At 56.1% G+C, this 17,639-nt stretch carries 14 protein-coding genes and 1 pseudogene; 2 read left to right on the plus strand and 13 right to left on the minus strand.

Annotated elements, in window-relative coordinates; all coding sequences use genetic code 11:
* The first annotated feature begins 41 nt into the window (after nucleotides 1–41).
* Nucleotides 42–1,223 carry an MFS transporter AraJ gene (araJ, locus tag KGA69_RS17670; RefSeq protein ID WP_045394155.1) on the plus strand — a complete coding sequence of 394 codons (1,182 nt, stop codon included), beginning with the start codon at nucleotides 42–44 and terminating at the stop codon, nucleotides 1,221–1,223.
* On the opposite strand, the gene KGA69_RS17675 is transcribed toward araJ, so the two are convergent.
* From KGA69_RS17675 to adhP, 7 genes are all read right to left on the minus strand, one after another.
* Complete coding sequence (locus tag KGA69_RS17675; protein WP_045394158.1) at nucleotides 1,224–2,315, minus strand: alkylhydroperoxidase domain protein; 1,092 nt, start codon at nucleotides 2,313–2,315, stop codon at nucleotides 1,224–1,226.
* A gap of 9 nt (nucleotides 2,316–2,324) precedes the next feature.
* Complete coding sequence (locus tag KGA69_RS17680) at nucleotides 2,325–3,311, minus strand: putative FMN-dependent luciferase-like monooxygenase (RefSeq protein ID WP_045394639.1); 987 nt, start codon at nucleotides 3,309–3,311, stop codon at nucleotides 2,325–2,327.
* Nucleotides 3,311–4,912: a dipeptide ABC transporter ATP-binding protein gene (locus KGA69_RS17685; RefSeq protein ID WP_045394160.1), complete on the minus strand. Its 1,602-nt coding sequence runs from the start codon at nucleotides 4,910–4,912 to the stop codon at nucleotides 3,311–3,313. Before KGA69_RS17685 ends, KGA69_RS17680 begins: the two co-directional genes overlap by 1 nt.
* Nucleotides 4,909–5,760, minus strand: a complete 852-nt coding sequence (locus KGA69_RS17690) for an ABC transporter permease (RefSeq protein WP_045394163.1) — start codon at nucleotides 5,758–5,760, stop codon at nucleotides 4,909–4,911. Before KGA69_RS17690 ends, KGA69_RS17685 begins: the two co-directional genes overlap by 4 nt.
* Entirely contained in the window at nucleotides 5,757–6,701 is a 945-nt protein-coding gene (locus tag KGA69_RS17695; protein ID WP_045394166.1) for an ABC transporter permease, read from the minus strand. Before KGA69_RS17695 ends, KGA69_RS17690 begins: the two co-directional genes overlap by 4 nt.
* A 9-nt stretch (nucleotides 6,702–6,710) precedes the next feature.
* A complete protein-coding gene (locus tag KGA69_RS17700) occupies nucleotides 6,711–8,333 on the minus strand; it encodes a TIGR04028 family ABC transporter substrate-binding protein (RefSeq protein ID WP_045394169.1) in 1,623 nt (540 codons plus the stop codon).
* 158 nt (nucleotides 8,334–8,491) lie between these two features.
* Nucleotides 8,492–9,502, minus strand: coding sequence for an alcohol dehydrogenase AdhP (adhP, locus tag KGA69_RS17705; protein ID WP_015366486.1), 1,011 nt, complete (start codon nucleotides 9,500–9,502; stop codon nucleotides 8,492–8,494).
* A gap of 253 nt (nucleotides 9,503–9,755) precedes the next feature.
* Between adhP and KGA69_RS17710 the strand changes: the two genes are divergently transcribed.
* Nucleotides 9,756–10,697, plus strand: coding sequence for a bifunctional helix-turn-helix transcriptional regulator/GNAT family N-acetyltransferase (locus KGA69_RS17710; RefSeq protein ID WP_063447141.1), 942 nt, complete (start codon nucleotides 9,756–9,758; stop codon nucleotides 10,695–10,697).
* 46 nt (nucleotides 10,698–10,743) lie between these two features.
* Here KGA69_RS17710 and KGA69_RS17715 read toward each other — a convergent pair whose 3' ends face one another.
* From KGA69_RS17715 to KGA69_RS17740, 6 genes and pseudogenes are all read right to left on the minus strand, one after another.
* Nucleotides 10,744–12,459: an ABC-F family ATP-binding cassette domain-containing protein gene (locus KGA69_RS17715; protein ID WP_213292530.1), complete on the minus strand. Its 1,716-nt coding sequence runs from the start codon at nucleotides 12,457–12,459 to the stop codon at nucleotides 10,744–10,746.
* Between the two features lie 322 nt (nucleotides 12,460–12,781).
* On the minus strand, nucleotides 12,782–13,195 hold the full coding sequence (locus KGA69_RS17720) for an RbsD/FucU domain-containing protein (protein ID WP_045394174.1): 414 nt from the start codon (nucleotides 13,193–13,195) through the stop codon (nucleotides 12,782–12,784).
* A 45-nt stretch (nucleotides 13,196–13,240) separates the two neighbouring features.
* Entirely contained in the window at nucleotides 13,241–14,005 is a 765-nt protein-coding gene (locus KGA69_RS17725) for an SDR family NAD(P)-dependent oxidoreductase (RefSeq protein ID WP_047050876.1), read from the minus strand.
* Between the two features lie 17 nt (nucleotides 14,006–14,022).
* The gene (locus KGA69_RS17730) at nucleotides 14,023–15,330 is read right to left on the minus strand and encodes an MFS transporter (RefSeq protein ID WP_045394178.1); all 1,308 of its coding nucleotides are present in this window, start codon (nucleotides 15,328–15,330) and stop codon (nucleotides 14,023–14,025) included.
* Between the two features lie 143 nt (nucleotides 15,331–15,473).
* Nucleotides 15,474–16,520, minus strand: a complete 1,047-nt coding sequence (locus KGA69_RS17735; RefSeq protein ID WP_045394180.1) for a LacI family DNA-binding transcriptional regulator — start codon at nucleotides 16,518–16,520, stop codon at nucleotides 15,474–15,476.
* 416 nt (nucleotides 16,521–16,936) lie between these two features.
* Nucleotides 16,937–17,624 (minus strand): annotated as a pseudogene (locus KGA69_RS17740) (glycosyl transferase).
* Nucleotides 17,625–17,639 lie beyond the last annotated feature (15 nt).

Here is a 17,639-nt window from a genome sequence, read left to right on the forward strand (position 1 = left end):
TTACACTAGCGTCGTGAATGCACATTAAAGTGACCGACTAGATGAAGAAAACGATTTTTTCCTTAGCGCTGGGAACCTTTGGCCTCGGAATGGCGGAGTTTGGCATCATGGGGGTATTGCCTGAAATCGCCCATGATGTCGGCATTACCATCCCCGCGGCCGGCAACATGATCTCGTGGTACGCCTTTGGCGTGGTGTTTGGCGCGCCTGTCATGGCGTTGTTTTCCAGCCGTTTTTCGCTGAAATCGGTGATGCTGTTCCTGGTGGCGCTATGTGTGGCAGGCAACGCGTTATTTACCTTCTCCTCAAGTTATCCCATGCTGGCGCTCGGTCGCTTTATTTCAGGTTTTCCTCACGGTGCTTATTTTGGCGTCGGGGCGATTATCTTGTCGAAAATCGCCTCGCCGGGCAGGGTTACCGCGGCGGTCGCCGGGATGATCGCGGGTATGACGGTGGCGAACCTGCTTGGCGTACCGGCTGGCACCTGGCTTGGCCATCAGTTCAGCTGGCGTTATACCTTCACGGCCATCGCGCTATTTGATGTGCTGGTGCTATTGGCGATACTGCGCTGGGTGCCGACGCTATATGACAAATCCGCCTCCCGGCTCAGCGAACAATTCCATTTCCTTAAAACCCCGGCGCCGTGGTTTATTTTCGCCGCCACGATGTTCGGCAATGCCGGCGTTTTTGCCTGGTTTAGCTATATCAAGCCCTTCATGATGAATGTCTCCGGCTTTAGCGAGTCGGCGATGATGTTAATTATGATGCTGGTCGGATTGGGGATGGTTTTAGGTAATCTCTTTAGCGGCAGGATCTCTGGACGCTACAGTCCGCTGCGTATTGCGGCGATGACTAACGGCGTCATTGTCGCGGCGTTACTGCTCATCTTTGCCTTCGGCATACAGCCGCTGGCTTCGCTGGCGCTGGCGTTTATCTGCTGCGCCGGGCTCTTCGCACTCGCCGCGCCGCTGCAAATATTACTGCTACAAAATGCCAGAGGCGGAGAAATGCTCGGGGCGGCGGGCGGGCAAATAGCGTTTAACCTCGGCAGCGCGATAGGCGCCTACTGCGGCGGAATGATGATTACCTTTGGCGCAGGTTGGCGTTCGGTGGCGCTGCCGGCGGCAGCGCTGTCGTTCCTGGCGATGAGCTCGTTGCTGCTGTATGCGCGATATCAGCGGCGGGTAACGCGTCATCGCGTTACCCAGGCAGGGCAGGTCTGATTAATCCCGCCACGGTTCGCCAAGGGTTAGCATCAGGCGGTTAGCCCAGGCGAAGAATGCCGCCGATTGCAGCAGATCCAACTGTTCGACGATATCCAGACCCTGTTGCTCCAGCGCGCTGAGATGCGCTGAGGTTATCGCAGGCGGGGTAACGGAAAGCGCGGCGGCGGCGTCAATCTCCGCCTGCCAGCGCGGCTCTTGACCATCGCTGAGATTCTCCCCAGGCGTCACCGCCAGCAGGGTCTCCACCGCTCGCTCATCTTTTGCCAACTGCGCCGCCTTGCGCGCGTGTACCGACGCGCAGTAGATGCAGCCGTTGATTTTACTGGCCACCGTTGCCGCCAGTTCACGTTCGGCGCGCGGCAAGCCACTCGGCGTATAGAAGATCCCTTTATCGGTCAGCGTGCGCTGTTCAAGCACCGGTTGGTTGCGCGCCAGCAGGCGGAAGTAGGGGGAGTCACTGTGGCCGAACTGCGCCAGCAGCGCCTGCTCGGCGGGATTAAATTCAGCGAGCGGCTTATCGGCAATCCACGGTTCCCAGTGTAATTCATCGCGCGTAAAGGCCACCGGCGCAGGTTTACCGCTGGCAGTCCTGGGATGTGTGTGCCAGTAGCCGGCGACCACCGGGGTCTCGGCCGCGGAGGTTGGTTTGTCATTTAACAAACGCAAGCCGCTCAGCAATCGGCTTTGAAAACTGACAAACGCAATAAGCTGCGCCAGCGTTACGATACCGCGCAGGCTCCAGCCCGCGTCGCTAAGCGTTTGTAACGCCGCGGGCGTCGCTTCCACCGGAGTAAAGGTCAGCAGGCGGGCAAACCCCAGCGCGGCGGCAAGCCGTGGGGTTGTCGGGTCGGCAATGCCGAAACCGGCGTAATGCGCCGCCAGCGCGTCTGCCTGATGAAGTCTGGCCACTTTTGCGGCGATGGCGAACCGTTCCTCGAGCGGAAAATCCTCATCCTGTTGGCTAAATAGCACCTCGTAACTTCCCTGGGCGTGGCGGGTCGCAGCGTCGCGTAACGCGCGGGCCTTGCCCAGCGGTGAATCGGCGGCGATCTCCGCCAGTTCAGCCAAAATATCCTGACTTAAGCTCATAGCGACTCCTTATCTGAATTGCGGGGCAATGTGTTTAGCGATGAGTTCGATAGAACGCAGCGTGTCCTGATGCGATGGCTCCACCGAATGAACCTGAAACGAAATGTCAGTCACCCGGGCTAGCACGCTGTCTTTAGCCAGCGATGCAAGCACATGCGGCGCATCGCCAATGTGGGCATCAAGCTGGCGAGCGTAATCCGTGACAGTGTCACCAATAATCTCGTGGCCGGCGGCGCGATGGGCTGCCGCCTGTTTACTTAAACCCGGCTCTGCGGCCTGTAGCGCATACCCCTGGCTGTCGGCAATAAACGCAGTGCGGGAGGCCAGAATTCGCGGCGCCACGCCGGATGGCAGCGCGGCGAGGTAGGCGTCGATAATCGGGTTCTGAATCGCATCCAGCGGCAGCTCGCTTTGACCTGGCGGGCGCGGCTGTGTGCGCGATAGCATCAACCCATGGCCGGATTTAGCGGCCCGAATAGCGCCTTCAATTGAAAAGGTGGCGATCCAAATCCGTTTTGCCAGCTGCGGCGCAGGCGGATAAAGATGATTGTCCGGATGAGCCAACGTATCGCCGCGCCAGGCGCTTTCAATCAAATGCAGATGATCGGCGAAGACCGCGCCGCGTTGTTCGCAGGCCAGGCCAAAGGGGAGAAAAGAGGTTGGCGTCCCGCCGGAACCAAAACCCACTTCCAGGCGACCCTCAGCGAGTAAATCCAGCACTGCCGCATCTTCCGCAACGCGCAGCGGGTTTTCCATCGGCAGCGTAATGATGGCGGTACCGAGACGGATCCGTTGCGTATGGGCCGCCGCATGGGCAAGAAACACCAACGGCGACGGTAATCCGCCTTCATTTTCATGAAAATGGTGTTGCGCCACCCAGGCGCTATCAAAGCCCAGCCGTTCCGCGTGGCGGATCTGCTCCGTCGCCAGGCGATAGCGCTCTTGCGGCGTGGCGCGATCAAGTAGCCGGGTGAAAAATCCGAGACGTTTAGGCATCATGCAATCTCCATGCTGGGTGCGTGATAATGAGGAATGGCGGCGAGCAGCTCGCGGGTATAGTCGTGCTGCGGCGCGGCGAACAACTGCTTTACCTCGCCCTGTTCGATGACTTGCCCGGCGCGCAGCACCGTCACGCTATGGGCGATGCGACGCACCGTCGCCAGATCGTGGGTGATAAACAGATAACTCAACCCAAGCTGTTGCTGTAATTGCAGCAACAGGGCGAGAATTTGCGCCTGCACCGTGACATCCAGCGCTGAGGTGGCCTCATCGAGCACCAGAATCGTGGGCTCGAGGATCAGAGCCCTGGCGATAGCGACCCGCTGACGCTGGCCGCCGGAGAGCTCGCGAGCGGTTCGGTTGAGTAGCTCCGGCGCCAGCGCGACGCGGGCGGCGACGGACTCTACCCGTCGACGCCGCGCATCTTTGGTCAGGCGCTGAAAATTCTTCAACGGCTCTTCGATGATGTCGAACAGGGTCTGGCGGGGATCGAGAGAGGCGAAAGGGTTTTGATAAACAAACTGAATTTTGCGCCGCAGCTGGCGCTGGGCCTCGCGGCTCAATTGTCCGCTGGCAATACCATCGATGGTCACCTGTCCGCTATCGGCCTGCTCAAAACCCAGCAAGATGCGGGCGAGGGTGGTTTTTCCTGAACCCGATTCGCCGACCAGCGCATGGGTACTGCCACGCGGTAAAATAAAGCTTACGTTATCCAGCGCCTGCAGATGGCTGCCCCCTAACGTAAAGCGTTTGCTCACGCCTTCAACCCGTATTGCCGGCGTAACAAACGGGTGAATGGCGGTGGTTAAGTGCAGGTTTTGTCCCTGTAGATCGCACAGCAACTGGCGGGTATAGCCGTGCTGTGGGGTGCGGATAACATCACCCGTGTTGCCCTGTTCCTGAATTTCACCGTGACGAAAAACTACCAGCCGGTCGGCACGCTGCGCCGCCAGCGCGAGGTCATGGGTGACAAATAGCACCGCGGTGCCGGATTCACGACGCAGATGATCGAGCAGATCGAGGATTCTTTTTTGGACCGTCACGTCGAGCGCGCTGGTGGGTTCGTCGGCAATAATCAAATCCGGCTTCAGGGCGATGGCAATGGCGATCAGCACCCGCTGTTTCATACCGCCGGAGAGCTGGTGCGGATATTGGTCTACGCGCAGCTCCGGATGGCTTAAGCCGACTTTTTCCAGCAGGGCGATAACTTGCTGTCGACGCTCCGTTTTACTGCTTTTTTGATGCAGGCGGAGTATTTCGCCGACCTGTGCGCCAATGGTTTGCACCGGGTTCAGCGAGTTGCCGGGATCCTGCGGCACCAGGCTGATTCTGGCCCCGCGCAGGCTATCCAGCCGCTTGCCAGACCAGCGGCTAATCTCTTCACCGTTGAGGCGAACCGCCCCGGCATCGAGGCGGGCGTTTTCCGCCAGCAGGCCGATAATCGCCTGAGCGGTTGTGGTTTTACCCGAACCGGATTCGCCGACGAACGCCAGCATCTCGCCGCGTTTAACCGTAAAACTCACCCGATGAACCACTTCGCGCCACTGCCCGCCCGAGCGGTAGCTGATGGTCAGATTTTCTACGTTAAGCACGTTCATCGGCGATCCCTATTGAGTTGTTGGCTGATACGATTGGCTGCCAGTACCACGGCAATGACCGCGATTCCGGGGAAGGTGGTGAGCCACCAGGCGGTGGAAAGATAGTTACGCCCCTCGGCGATAAGTAATCCCCATTCCGGCACCGGCGGTGGAGTGCCATAGCCGAGGAAACTCAGGGTTGAGAGGGCGAGAATAGCCTGGCCGAATTGTAGGGTGGCGAAAGCCAGCACCGGCGAAAGCGAGTTAGGCAGAATATGCCGCCAGAATACGGACAAAAAAGTGCCTCCGCTTCCGTAGGCTGCTTCGACATAGTCGCTGTGACGAATGCGCACGACTTCGGCGCGCGACAGTCGGGCGAAACTGGCGATAGCGGCAACGCCAACCGCCATGGCGGCGTTCAGGGTGCCAAAACCGAGCAGTATGATTACCGTTAGTGATAGCAGGAGCGAGGGAATAGCCAGCAGAATATCGACAAGCCGCATGACGACCGCTTCGACCCGCCCCCCCAGCGCGCCGGCAACGGTGCCCAACGCCGTGCCGACAACCAGTCCCATGGCGACGGCGGCCAGGGCCGCGGAAAGCGAATGCCCTGCGCCGTAGACGATTCGGCTCCACACATCGCGACCGAGCTGGTCGGTACCCAGCCAGTGTCCCGCCTGCGGCGCCAGACGCTGGGCGCCAGCGATGCCGTCGAGCGGATTAAACGCGGTGAACCATTGCGGTGCGAAAGCCATTAGTACCGCAACCGTCATCACCGACCATGCCAGCCACAGTCCAGGCTGGAAGGAAAAACGGCGCCAGTTCACCGGACGGCGTCGTGCCGCCGAGGCATAATCGACCAGACTCATAGCGCACCTCCGCGCAGGGGTTTTAAGCGCGGGTCGAGCATCGGCATCAGCAGGTCGACCAGCAGATTGATCGCGACAAAGCCCAGCGCTGAAATCATCACCACGGCCTGAAGAATGGCAATGTCCTGATTATTCACCGCCTGCTGCGTCAGTTGGCCGAGCCCGCTGCGGCCAAAAACGGTTTCGGTAATTAAGACCCCGGCGATCAGTTCTCCCAGCAGCAGGCCGGCAATGTTTAATGTCGGCAACAGAGCATTGCCGGTGACATGCCGCCATAACACCCACGTTTCGCTCATTCCCTTGGCGCGAGCAACGGCAACGAAGGGTTGTGCGGCGATGTGATCCATGGTGCGTAACAGAATTTGCGCCAGCGGCGCGGAAATCGGTATCGCCACCGCGATAACGGGTAGCACCAGGCCTTGCAGAGGTCCGGGATTGATAACCGGGACCCAGTGCAATTGGAATGAAAAGATTTGGATTAAGGCGATGCCGAGCCAAAAGGTCGGCAGTGAAATAAACAGCACCGGCAACGACTGTAGCAAATTGCTGATACCGCGTAGCCCCGGCAAACGCGAAGCGATAGCGATCGCAAAGGCCAGCAGAACCGCCAGCGCAAAGGCCGGCAACGCCAGCGCCAGCGTGTCGGGTAAATTGCTGGCAATCAGGGAACTGACAGGCAGTCCCGCCTGGAGTGAATAGCCGAAATCCCCCTGCAGCATGGCCAGCAAGGTATGCAAATATTGCCGCCACAGCGGGCTGTCTGCACCATAGGCCACACGCATTTCAGCGATCTGTTGCGGGCTCAGCCCCAGATCGGGGTTCTGAAACTTAATCAAAATCGCGTCGCCGGGAAGTACCTGCAGCAGAAAAAAGGTCAGGGTGAAGGCCGCCCACAGCACCAGCACGCCTTGTCCCAACCGTCGCCAAAGATAGTGGCTCATGGCGCCCCCTTAGTGTTTATCCAGCCATACGCCGTAAAACGACGGACGGCCTACGGCTTCAAAACGTACGCCTTTTACCCATGACGCGCCGGCAAAGACCTGCGGTTCTTCAAAGATGGGAATGACGTAGGCGTTATCCAGTAGGTAACGCTGTGCATCGCCAGTTAGCTGCAGACGCTTTTGCCCATCCACTTCGGCAGAGATTGCGGTTAACAGGGCGTTGAGCTTATCGTCACGGAAGGATTTTACTTTGTCGCTCGAACCGCCCTGTTGCAGCAAGGCATCGCGATTAGCCGGGAAGAACATACTCTTCACCACGTCCGGGTCGGCGCGACCAACTTCAGAAACGGTTAATGGCGTTTTTAGCGGGTCGAGATTATCCAGTACCCGGCTGCCGGCGTCGCCGGCTTTCACGCTTAAGGCCACGCCAACCTGACGCCACTGCTGCGCGACCAGCTGTAGCACCTCTTTGTTCTGCGGCTGGGGCAGGGATTCATAGACGGTGAGCGCCAGCCGTTGCCCCGCTTTTTGTCGGATACCATCCGCGCCCGGGATCCAGCCCGCCTCATCCAGCAGCTGTTTGGCTTTCTGCTGATCGAAGGCCAGTTTGTCGCTTAAGTCGACGTATCCCGCGGCGGTGCGGGCGATGACGGAACTTGCCTGCGGATAGTTAGGTGAGAAAAGGGTTTCGACAACCTGTTTGGCGTTGGTCGCATGCAGTAGCGCCTGGCGTACCCGCAGGTCGGCAACCAGCGGATTATCAGGGCGGAAGCTCAGGCTATCGTTAACGCCACGCGTCGGTGCGGCATAAATATTAAAGCCCTGGTCGGTCGCCTGTTTTTCATCATAGGCCTGTACCTGGCGAATAAACCCGGCCTGTCCCGCCAGCAGCGCGCCAATACGTACGCTATCTTCCGGCGTGACGATATAGGTAATACCGTCGAGGTTCGCCGGGCCTTGCTGAGCAAGATTTTTCGGCCCCCACTGATAATCTTTCCGCGCCACCAGGGTTAGTTCGCGTCCGGGTTTTTCATCTTTTACCGTAAAGGGGCCGGAACCAATGATATGGCGGGCATCGCCCAGCGCCTCAAAGCTCCGCGCCAGGGTGCTGAGGGAAACCAGCCCGGAGCCAATCGTTGCGGTCCCTTGCAGGAATCCCGGTGAGGGTTTTTTGAAGTAGAATTTGACGGTCAATGGATCGATGACTTCGCTACGATCGTAATTGTTGATCACTTCGGAAACCGGCAGACGTAGGGCTTTATTGCCCAAACCGTAAGTATCAAAATTCTTTGCGACCGCGTTGGCATCGAGTGGGGTGCCGTCAGAGAAAGTGACGCCAGGTCGCAGCTTAAAGGTATATTCGGTCTTATCGTCGTTGCTAGTCCAGCTTTCGGCGATCCACGGCTCGATAGCTAGCGTTTCCGGGTTCTGCCAGGTCAGCTTGTCGGTTATCTGATTGAGGATCCCGCCGTTAGGGTAAAAACCGCCGGCCGGCGGATAGAGATTGGTGTGCGGCTGTTGTTCCAGATAAATTAAGGTGCCGCCTTTGATCGGCGTTTGCGCGGCCGAAACTGAAAATGCGCCTGCGATAAAAAGGGCGGCAAGCGTAGCCAGGCGAAAGCGATTTTGCATGGTGAATTCCTTTGTTATCTATTGTCTTGCCATCATCGGGCGCGACGGAATACAAAGGAACCAACGATTTGCGCTAAGCATTTGCGAATTCTGACTATTCCCAACATGCGGGAATAGTCAGCAGGTTAGACTTTTTCGTCTGGCAGAGTCAGACAGAATTAACGGCGGAAATCGATAACCATGCGGCCGCGGATTTGGCCCTGTTCCATCTCCTTAAAGATGGCGTTGATATCGCCAAGCGGGCGCAGAGTGACTTTCGGCACCACTTTGCCTTCGGCGGCAAACTGGAAGGCTTCAATCAGATCCTGACGGGTACCGACCAGCGAACCCACTACTTCAATACCGTCCAGCACCAGGCGAGGGATATCCAGGCTCATCGCTTCCGGCGGTAGGCCAACGGCGACGACGCGGCCGCCGGCGCGAACCGCATCTACGGCGGAGTTAAATGCCGCTTTAGCAACGGCGGTAACCACGGCCGCGTGGGCGCCGCCGGTTTTTTCCTGAATGATTTTGGCGGCGTCTTCGTTGCGGGAATTAACCGTCAGGTCGGCGCCCATCGAGGCGGCAAGCTCCAGCTGTCCGTCGTTGACGTCAACGGCGATCACTTTGGCATTAAAGACGTTTTTGGCATATTGCAGCGCCAGGTTACCCAGGCCGCCGAGGCCATAAATGGCAATCCACTGGCCGGGTTTGATGTGTGAGACCTTCACCGCTTTATAGGTGGTGACGCCGGCGCAGGTGATGCTGCTGGCGGCGGCCGAATCCAGTCCATCCGGCACTTTGACCGCGTAATCAGCGGTGACGATGCACTCTTCGGCCATTCCGCCATCGACGGTATAGCCGGCATTTTTCACCGAGCGGCACAGGGTTTCGTTGCCGCTATTACAGTATTCGCAGTGGCCGCAGCCTTCGAAGAACCAGGCCACGCTCGCGCGATCGCCCGGCTTCAGCGACGTCACGCCAGGGCCGACTTTTTCCACGATGCCGATGCCCTCATGGCCAAGAATGACGCCGGTTTTATCGCCGAAATCGCCGTTTTTCACGTGCAGGTCAGTGTGGCAGACCCCGCAGCATTCCATTTTCAGCAGCGCTTCGCCATGCTCCAGCGGGCGTAACTTTTTGTCGGTTACATCAATCTGGTGGTCGTGGGTGACTACAGCAGCTTTCATGCGTTTCTCCTTGTTAATGATACGAAGGTGCTAACAGCGAAAATAATACTCATTAAGGATTGGATCTTATGTCGCTAATTACAAGCGGTATGGTTGGGAATGGGGGGATTTGCCGCATATTTGGCACTATATTCATCCGTTTATACTAATTTTAGGGGGCTTAATCGGCATTGCGCTACGTGCGTCAGGGTGATTGACAGGGTAAGCGAATAGTGGTTGTATGATGCAACCATCTCGATTCATGGATGTCACTATGTCTGACACTTTACTTATCGATCAAATTCGTTGCGCATCACGATTGATGGTGCGCGAGCTCGGCTTTATGAACAGCACGCTGGCGGCCACCGACTATTCACCTTCAGCGGTGCATGCGCTTCTTGAGATTTCTACTCATGGCGCGATGACCGCCGCGCAACTGGTGCAGGTATTGGGGCTGGACAAATCGAGCGTCAGCCGAATGCTATCGCGCCTGCAGGCCGCTAACGAGATAGAGGAAAATGGTTGTGTTGATGACGGGCGTTTTAAACAACTCTCGTTGACAACCAAAGGGCAGGCGACGGTCGCCCGCATTCATGAGTACGGCGCCATGCGGGTGATTGAGGCGCTGGCGCATTTGGATAGCGCACAGCAGCAGATTGTTGCCGAGGGGTTGACGGCCTATTCGTGGGCGCTTGAGCGTTGTCGTCAGCAGCCGGTCACGACCAGACCAAACGACATCACGATAGTCACCGGCTATCAGCCGGGAATGATTGGCCGCATTGCGCAAATGCACGGTGAGTATTACGCCCGGCATTACGGCTTTGGCCATTTTTTTGAAGGTAAAGTCGCCAGCGGTCTGGCTGAGTTTTCTGGCAGGCTGAACAATCAACGTAACCAGATTTGGCTGGCGGTCAAAAATGGCGTCGTCGTCGGCTCTGTCGCCATTGATGGCGAAGACCTCGGGAATAATGAAGCGCATCTGCGCTGGTTTATTCTCGGCGATGGCTGTCGTGGCAGCGGCGTGGGGCGGCGCTTGCTGACTGAAGCCATCAACTTTTGTGATAATCAGCGCTTCGATGCGGTTCAGCTATGGACATTTAGCGGCTTGCAGGCGGCGCGTAAATTATATGAATCCTTTGGGTTTACGCTGAGTAAAGAGTGGCGGGGCGATCAATGGGGGAAGACCATGCTTGAGCAACAGTTTACCCGCCGCTAAAGCCGTCATGCCACCGGGGCGCTAAAGCTCCGGTGGCATAAACGTGTTAACTCAACTGTATATTAATTTCCTCAATCTCCTGACGCCACTGCGCTTGTAGCTGCGGTTTCTGATGTTTCGGCTTACGCTGCAGATCGTCCGCCAATAACTGCTCCAGCATCACCAGACGTTCCAGCAGACCCTCTTGCAGGTCGTCGACGGTCGTCGCCTGCGGCGGCGTTTGGGTCGCCGGGCTCTGAAGGCGCTCGTTGCCGCGCAGACGGGGGTACACCTCGTCGACGTCGTGCCACTCGCTTAACCCGTCTTCATCAATTAACCAGAAGCGGTTACAGCTCTGGCTGATGAGCTGTCGATCGTGGCTCACCAGCAGCAGGCCGCCGGGATATTCCCGCAACGTCGCCGCCAGCGCCTCTTTACCCTCCATATCCAGATGGTTGGTGGGTTCATCGAGCAGCAGAAGGCTATAGCTTGCCAGCGACAGGCCGACAAACAGCAGTCGCGAACGTTCGCCGCCGCTGAGAGTGCTGACCTTCTGCCCGTGTCGCGCCCAGCCGAAGCCGGCGGAAATCAGCGCCCGCTTGCGCGTTTCCGGTGAAGGCTCAAAGGGCTCCAGCGCCTCCAGCAGGCTGGACTCATTCGCCAGTTGATGCAGGGTTTGATCGTAATAACCCGCATGGAGCCGCGGATGTAAACGCAGGCCGGCTTCGCTAGCCGGTTGCTGCATTTGCCGCCATAACAGGCGCAGCAGCGACGATTTCCCGCCGCCGTTGCGACCCATTATCGCTACCCGGTCGCCGCTTTGCAGCCGCGCCACACCGGTGGTGAACAGGGCGGGAAGACCCGGCGCCGGCGGCACGGGGAGATTTTCCATCTCCAGCAGGCGATCGGCGCGAACGGCGTCGCCATGCACCTCAAGACGCCACGGCGTGCCGGCGGTGAGTTCCGTCTGGCTATCCTTCAGGCGTGAAACCTGCCTTTCCATCTGCTTGGCTTTACGCGCCAGATCTTCGTTATCGTAAACCCGGCCCCAGATGGCCAGCCGTTTGGCGCTGGCAGCGACGCGGTCGATCTCCTTTTGTTCCGCTTTGTGGCGCAGAGCATCGCTTGCATCTTGCTCTTCCAGCGCCCGACGGGCGGCGCTGCAGGGGAGTGAGAAAGCGTGCAGCGTTTTATCGCGTAAAATCCAACTGGTATTAGTTACAGCATCCAGTAAGAGGTTATCGTGCGACACCACCACGAAGCTCCCCTGCCAGGTTTGTAAAAAGCTTTCCAGCCACAGCAGGGTCGGCAGATCGAGATGGTTGCCTGGCTCATCCAGCAACAGCAAATCGGGCTGTTGGATCAAGGCGCGGGCAAGCAACAGACGGGTATGTTGTCCGCCGCTCAGGGTGGCGGCTTGCTGTTGGGTCTGTTGAACGGTAAAACCCATTTCAGCGAGCAGCCGCTCCGCTTGCCAGCACAGCGAATCCCGTTCGCCAGGCGCCAGTTTTTCCAGTACCACCTGTAATAACGGTTGGCTGAGTAGGGCATCAGGAAGATGTTGTTCTACTCGCGCCAGCAGGCAGTGATTAGCCCGCGATACGCTGCCAGAATTCGGCGTGAGAGTGCCGTCCAGCACCTGCAATAGCGTGCTTTTCCCGCAACCGTTATAGCCAATCAGGCCAATGCGATCGCCTTTTTTCAGGGTAAAGGAGAGGTCGTTGAAAAGTGGGCCAAAGGCCGTATCAACGTGGAGAGATTGTGCGCTTAAAAATGTGCTCATTGTGAACTTACTCAAGAGTTACAGGCATGAGAATGCCTCGTCAAACATCGCTGACGATAACCCGGTAAGCCCGAGGAAGGGATTTAGTCGTTGGCTTCTTCGCTCAAGCTAAAGTTATCGCAGCACGATACCGATAACGCTTGAGCTGGTGCGATCGCCAAATGTATGTGAAACATTAAACAGTTCACAGTACAGCATGGGGATCCTCCTTATTTTTTCAGTAGGTTGATGGATGCAGGGAGTGTAGTGGCTAAATTGTCTTTTGACCAGATACCAGCATTGAGGATCGCGCCGCCGGTCTTATCGGCGGCGGGTATGACGATTAGGCCGGGGCCACGGTGAGTAGTAGGTTGGCAAAACGACGCTGTTCGCCGGAAGCGATGACCAGTTGGGTCAATGGCAGCCGGGACTTAGCGTAGAACGCCTGGCGTTCGACATATTCAAGCGGGCAGTTTGTCGGTAGAAGCTCCCGGTATTCACTGGCGATGGTGTTAGTGAATTCCGCTGGTGATGCCATCAGCGTCGCGTGTTCGACATTAACGCAGGTAAGCAGTTTTTCGACGATATAAGTTGCCGGTACCATGCCTGGCGCGAGGTTGAGCTGAATCAACGTGGCATCGGCATTGGCATTAACGCGACAGGCAAAATTGCTATCCGCGATGAGAATTTGTGATTTATGGCCGCAGCACGCCAGAGCAGCCAGCAGTTGTGGATGGATAATTTCGAATTTGATCATCAGGTACTCCCTGGCGGGCGGCGATTTCTGGCCGCCCGGTTTGCATTACATGCGATAAATTCCGCCGTTAATATCGATAGTGGCGCCGGAGATAAATCCGTCATACTCGCCGGCAAGGAAAGCAATGGCGCGGGCGACGTCATCCGGCGTTCCCGCGCGCTTTAGCGGAATTTGTCGGATGGTTTCATCAGCCGATGCCTGTGTGGTGTGGCGGTTATGAAAACGGGTGCCGAGAATAAGCCCCGGCGCAACCGCATTGACGCGTACGCCATGCTCGCCCAGTTCAGCCGCCAGAGAGCGTGTCCAGGTCAGGATGGCCCCTTTTGTGGTTGAATAGGCAAGAGATCCGGCATGCCCGCCGGAGCGCCCAGCCAGCGAGGCGAGGTTAATGATGCTGGCGCCATCCGTTGCCGATTTGAGCCAGGGAAGCGCCGCCTGGGTGACGTTAAGCATGGTGGTCATATTGACGTCTAACACCGTTTGCCAGAACTGACGGTCAATTTCGCCAAGCCACTTACGCCCGACGATGCCGCCGACGTTATTCACCAGGATGTCAATGCCGCCGAGGAATTCCGCGGCGGCCTGCACGCAGGCGGTCGCGTCCTCAGTGTCAATCAAGTCCGCATAGCGCCAGGCCGCTTTTTGCCCTCGCGAGCTGGCGATAGCCGCCAGCGCTTGCGGGCCTTCTTCACCGCTGTGATAGTGTAAAAAGACATCGCATCCCGCCAGAATCAGTTTTTCCGCCGTAGCCCAGCCGATACCTTGTTCAGAGCCGGTGATAAATGCTTTTTTACCAATAAGAGTTCCCATGATGTTTCCTTAAATTTTCAGGATTGAATGACGCCTTCGCGCTGTCTGGCGCAGTAGAAAATGCAAATCAGGCCGGTGATTAGCAGGCACATGGCGAGGAATATCAGACCCGGCGTGCTGCTGTGGCTGAAGTCGTTAAGGAGGCCGACCACGTAGGGGGCGACGAAGCCGCCCAGGTTGCCGATACAGCTCACTACGGCGAGCCCCGCGGCCGTCGCCGCGCCCGCCGAGACGTTGGCAGGCATCGATAAGAAACACGGTACCGCGGTATAGATACCAATGGCGGCAATGGTCAGGAATGAGAGTGAAACCGCGACGTTGTACTTGAAGAACACCACCGCGCCGGCGAGTCCTAATGCGGCGACGACCATGCTGATACCGGCAAAAACGGCGATTTTTCGCGTTTTACTCGCCAGCATGCTCCATGGATAAACCAGTAGCGCCGCCAGGCCGTAGGGGATGAGGGCAATCATACTAACGCGCAGAATGTCATCGCCGGAAATGGCGGTAATAATCGACGGTAGCCACATTCCGAAGCCGTAAATCCCGCAAACCATCCCGAAGTTCAGCAGTGCATAAAGCAAATATTTGGGATTTTTAATACCGCTGGCGAACTCAGCCAGCGAGACTTTACTACCTGATTTTGAACGGTTCGTACTACTCATTAACCACGCTTTTTCTTCAGCGTTGAGATAGCCGACTTCCTGTGGTGAATTCTTGATAATAAAAGGGATGAACAGGCCAATAACGATCGGCGGAATACCTTCGAGGATAAATAACCACTGCCAGGATTCAAGGCCAAACCAGCCGTTATCGATATGCAGAATTAAACCTGAAATCGGTGAACCGACGGCGTTGGATAGCGGCTGAACAATAATGAACATGCCGAGAATTTTGGTCCGCCAGGCGGGCGGAAAAAAGATCGTGAAGTAGTACACCACCGAAGGAAAGAAACCGGCTTCGCACACGCCGAGCATAAAACGACAGATATAGAGTTCGGTCGGCGTTCTGACGAAGCCCATCAAGGTGGCAAATATTCCCCAGGTTATCAGAATACGCGCGAACCACAGCCGCGGACCGAACTTAATCGTGCCGGCGTTGCTGGGGATTTCAAACATAAAATAACCGATGAAAAATATTCCCGAAGCAAAGCCAAAGGCGGTGGCCGTCAGACCAAGGCTATCCTCTAACGCCATTGCGGCGTAGGCCATATTATTACGATCAAGAAAAGCCAGAAAATAAAGCAATATCATTAATGGAACAATGTGCCATGTCAATTTCTTAATGGCGCTCTTTTCTATATTTTGCGCAGATTGTAGGTTCATCATTATTTCCGGTTATACTCGTTAAAGTACAAAAGAATGGGATGGGAATCCCGATATTAATATGCGTATTGAGTCTAAAAGGGTGTAAGCCTCCCTGCTGATAATAAATATTATCTGCATCGTGTTATTTATTTATAAAACAACTATGGTTGCTTTATTCTTACCGACTGGCGCTGAATCACTTCCGGAGCGAAGATAAATTCGTCGGTTTGTAATCCCGGCTCAGCAATTCTCTGGACGAGCCGCTCTACCATCATCGACGCCATTGTCGAAAGCGGGGCCATTACCGAGGTAAGGCCGGGCGATGAGAGCGCTGAGAGGGCGATGTTATCGATGCCAATGACCGAAATATCTTCCGCAATTCTCAGGCCCTGCGCGCGGAGCCCAACCATCATGCCGATGGCTAACGCATCGTTAATCGCCACCACGCCATCCACTCGCGGCGTGCGGGCGCTAATTTTTTGCGCCAGACTTACGCCCAGTTCGAACATCTCGGCGTCGCCGAATTCCCGATTGCCTCTGCCTTCTATCACCACGCCTCTTGCCGCTGTTCCGCTTTGGGCAAGCGCGGACTGAAAGCCGAGGATTTTATGGCTGCGCCCTAGCGTTAACCCGCTTTCGGTGGCAAAGACGATATTGCGGCAACCGTTGTCCAGCAGATGTTGCGCCGCCAGACGTCCCGCTTCAACGTTGTCCATTGAGACACTATCGAAGTAGCGCGCCCGAGGCGGGACGCTTTCGGCCAGCCGATTGTCATAGCTAATAATGGTCATGCCTTGTTCGGCTGCACGTACAAAGTGGGTTTTGCGTACGTCGCTGGCGGCGACGATCAATCCGCGTACGCCATGCAAAAACATATCCGCGATAAATGCCGACTCCTCGGCGGCATCGCGGCAGCAAATGCCTAATAAAAGGCGATGGCGAAAAGCGCGCGCGGCAGTATCCAGTTCATGTGCCAGCGCTGAAAAGCTCGGATTGACGATAGACGGTACCATCAGGCCGAGCATTTTGGTTGCTGAATCGGCGACCGGCGGGGCGCAACGCGGCGGGCGGTAATTTAACTCAGCCATCGTTTTGACTATCCGCTGTCGGGTCTCTTCGCGCATCTGCTGTGTGCGATTATTAAGTACGTTGGACACGCTACTAATTGACACCCCGGCCCGACGGGCGACATCACGAATATTCGCCATACCTAAACCTTCTGTTTTTGCTGCGCGCTTATTTCAGCACCGTGTTATCTGACTGCTAATTTATCGGCGACCGGGTAAGCGGGCAAGACCTTTACTCGCGGATGAGCGAGTTAATAAAGCATATGTGAAGCCACTCGTAAGGATGGACGGGTGTTTAGTAAACAGGGCGATAAATATTGCAATAAAGTGGAGCAGACAGGTACGGGTTTATTGCCGATGACGGCAGTTTGAGATGTCGCACGGAACAAAGGGGCTTGCTGAGGCTGCAACCAGGGCAGGAGTGACCTGTTTGCACTCCTGCCAGCTAACTTAACGGGTAGTTTGCTATTAACTCGTCTGTGATAGTGAAGTCGCGTTTACCAGTAATAGTGGCATTGCGCGCCAGCCAGACTGTTTATGTCGGTTTTCGTCGTATTTTACTCATCGTTCTTTTTTTGCGACGCTGACGGGGGATTTTGAGTGGCAATCCGCTGGGCACTGTAGAGTGTTTCTTTAGAGAGTCCTTCAATATCCGTAATTTGTCTACAGTTCGCGGCCATTACCTGCGGATCATCGTCCGGGTACCAGCTTTCATTGAAGCCCAGAGTTGAAAAACTTGAATATTGTTGGACTTTGCAGCGCCAGGCGCTTTTAATATTATATTTACTAAAATCCCAACTGGAGTCTTTAGTCTCGACAAATGTTTCGTATTTAATTGTGTTATTAAGATAAATACGGGTTATTCTTTCTCGCCAGAATATAGAAGTATGATAACTATTGTGGCGACTGTACTGAATGCTCAAGTCTTCGCCCGGTGTCACTTCTGGATGCAGAAAAACAAAGATGCCTGCGCAGAGAAACAAAATTGCAGGGATGATAGGGTGGTGCAGAAGGTGAAAATTGATTTTTCGAACAAGCAAAAGCCATATTAGAGGGGGCGATAAAAATATAAAGCAACGCAAAAAAGAATTTACTGGGTGAATATATAATAAGACCAACGAGAGTACCGGTTGCGGTTTTTTCTGGGTCGGCATCGGGTATGATGCGCCACATATCGCCACTAAAGAGAGAGAGACCCGCGAAGATAGCAGTAAGACCTATCAGGATTAATACGACGCGGATCATTGTCTGTGTGTTTTT

Source organism: Klebsiella sp. A52 (assembly GCF_018388785.1).
Lineage (GTDB): Bacteria > Pseudomonadota > Gammaproteobacteria > Enterobacterales > Enterobacteriaceae > Klebsiella > Klebsiella aerogenes.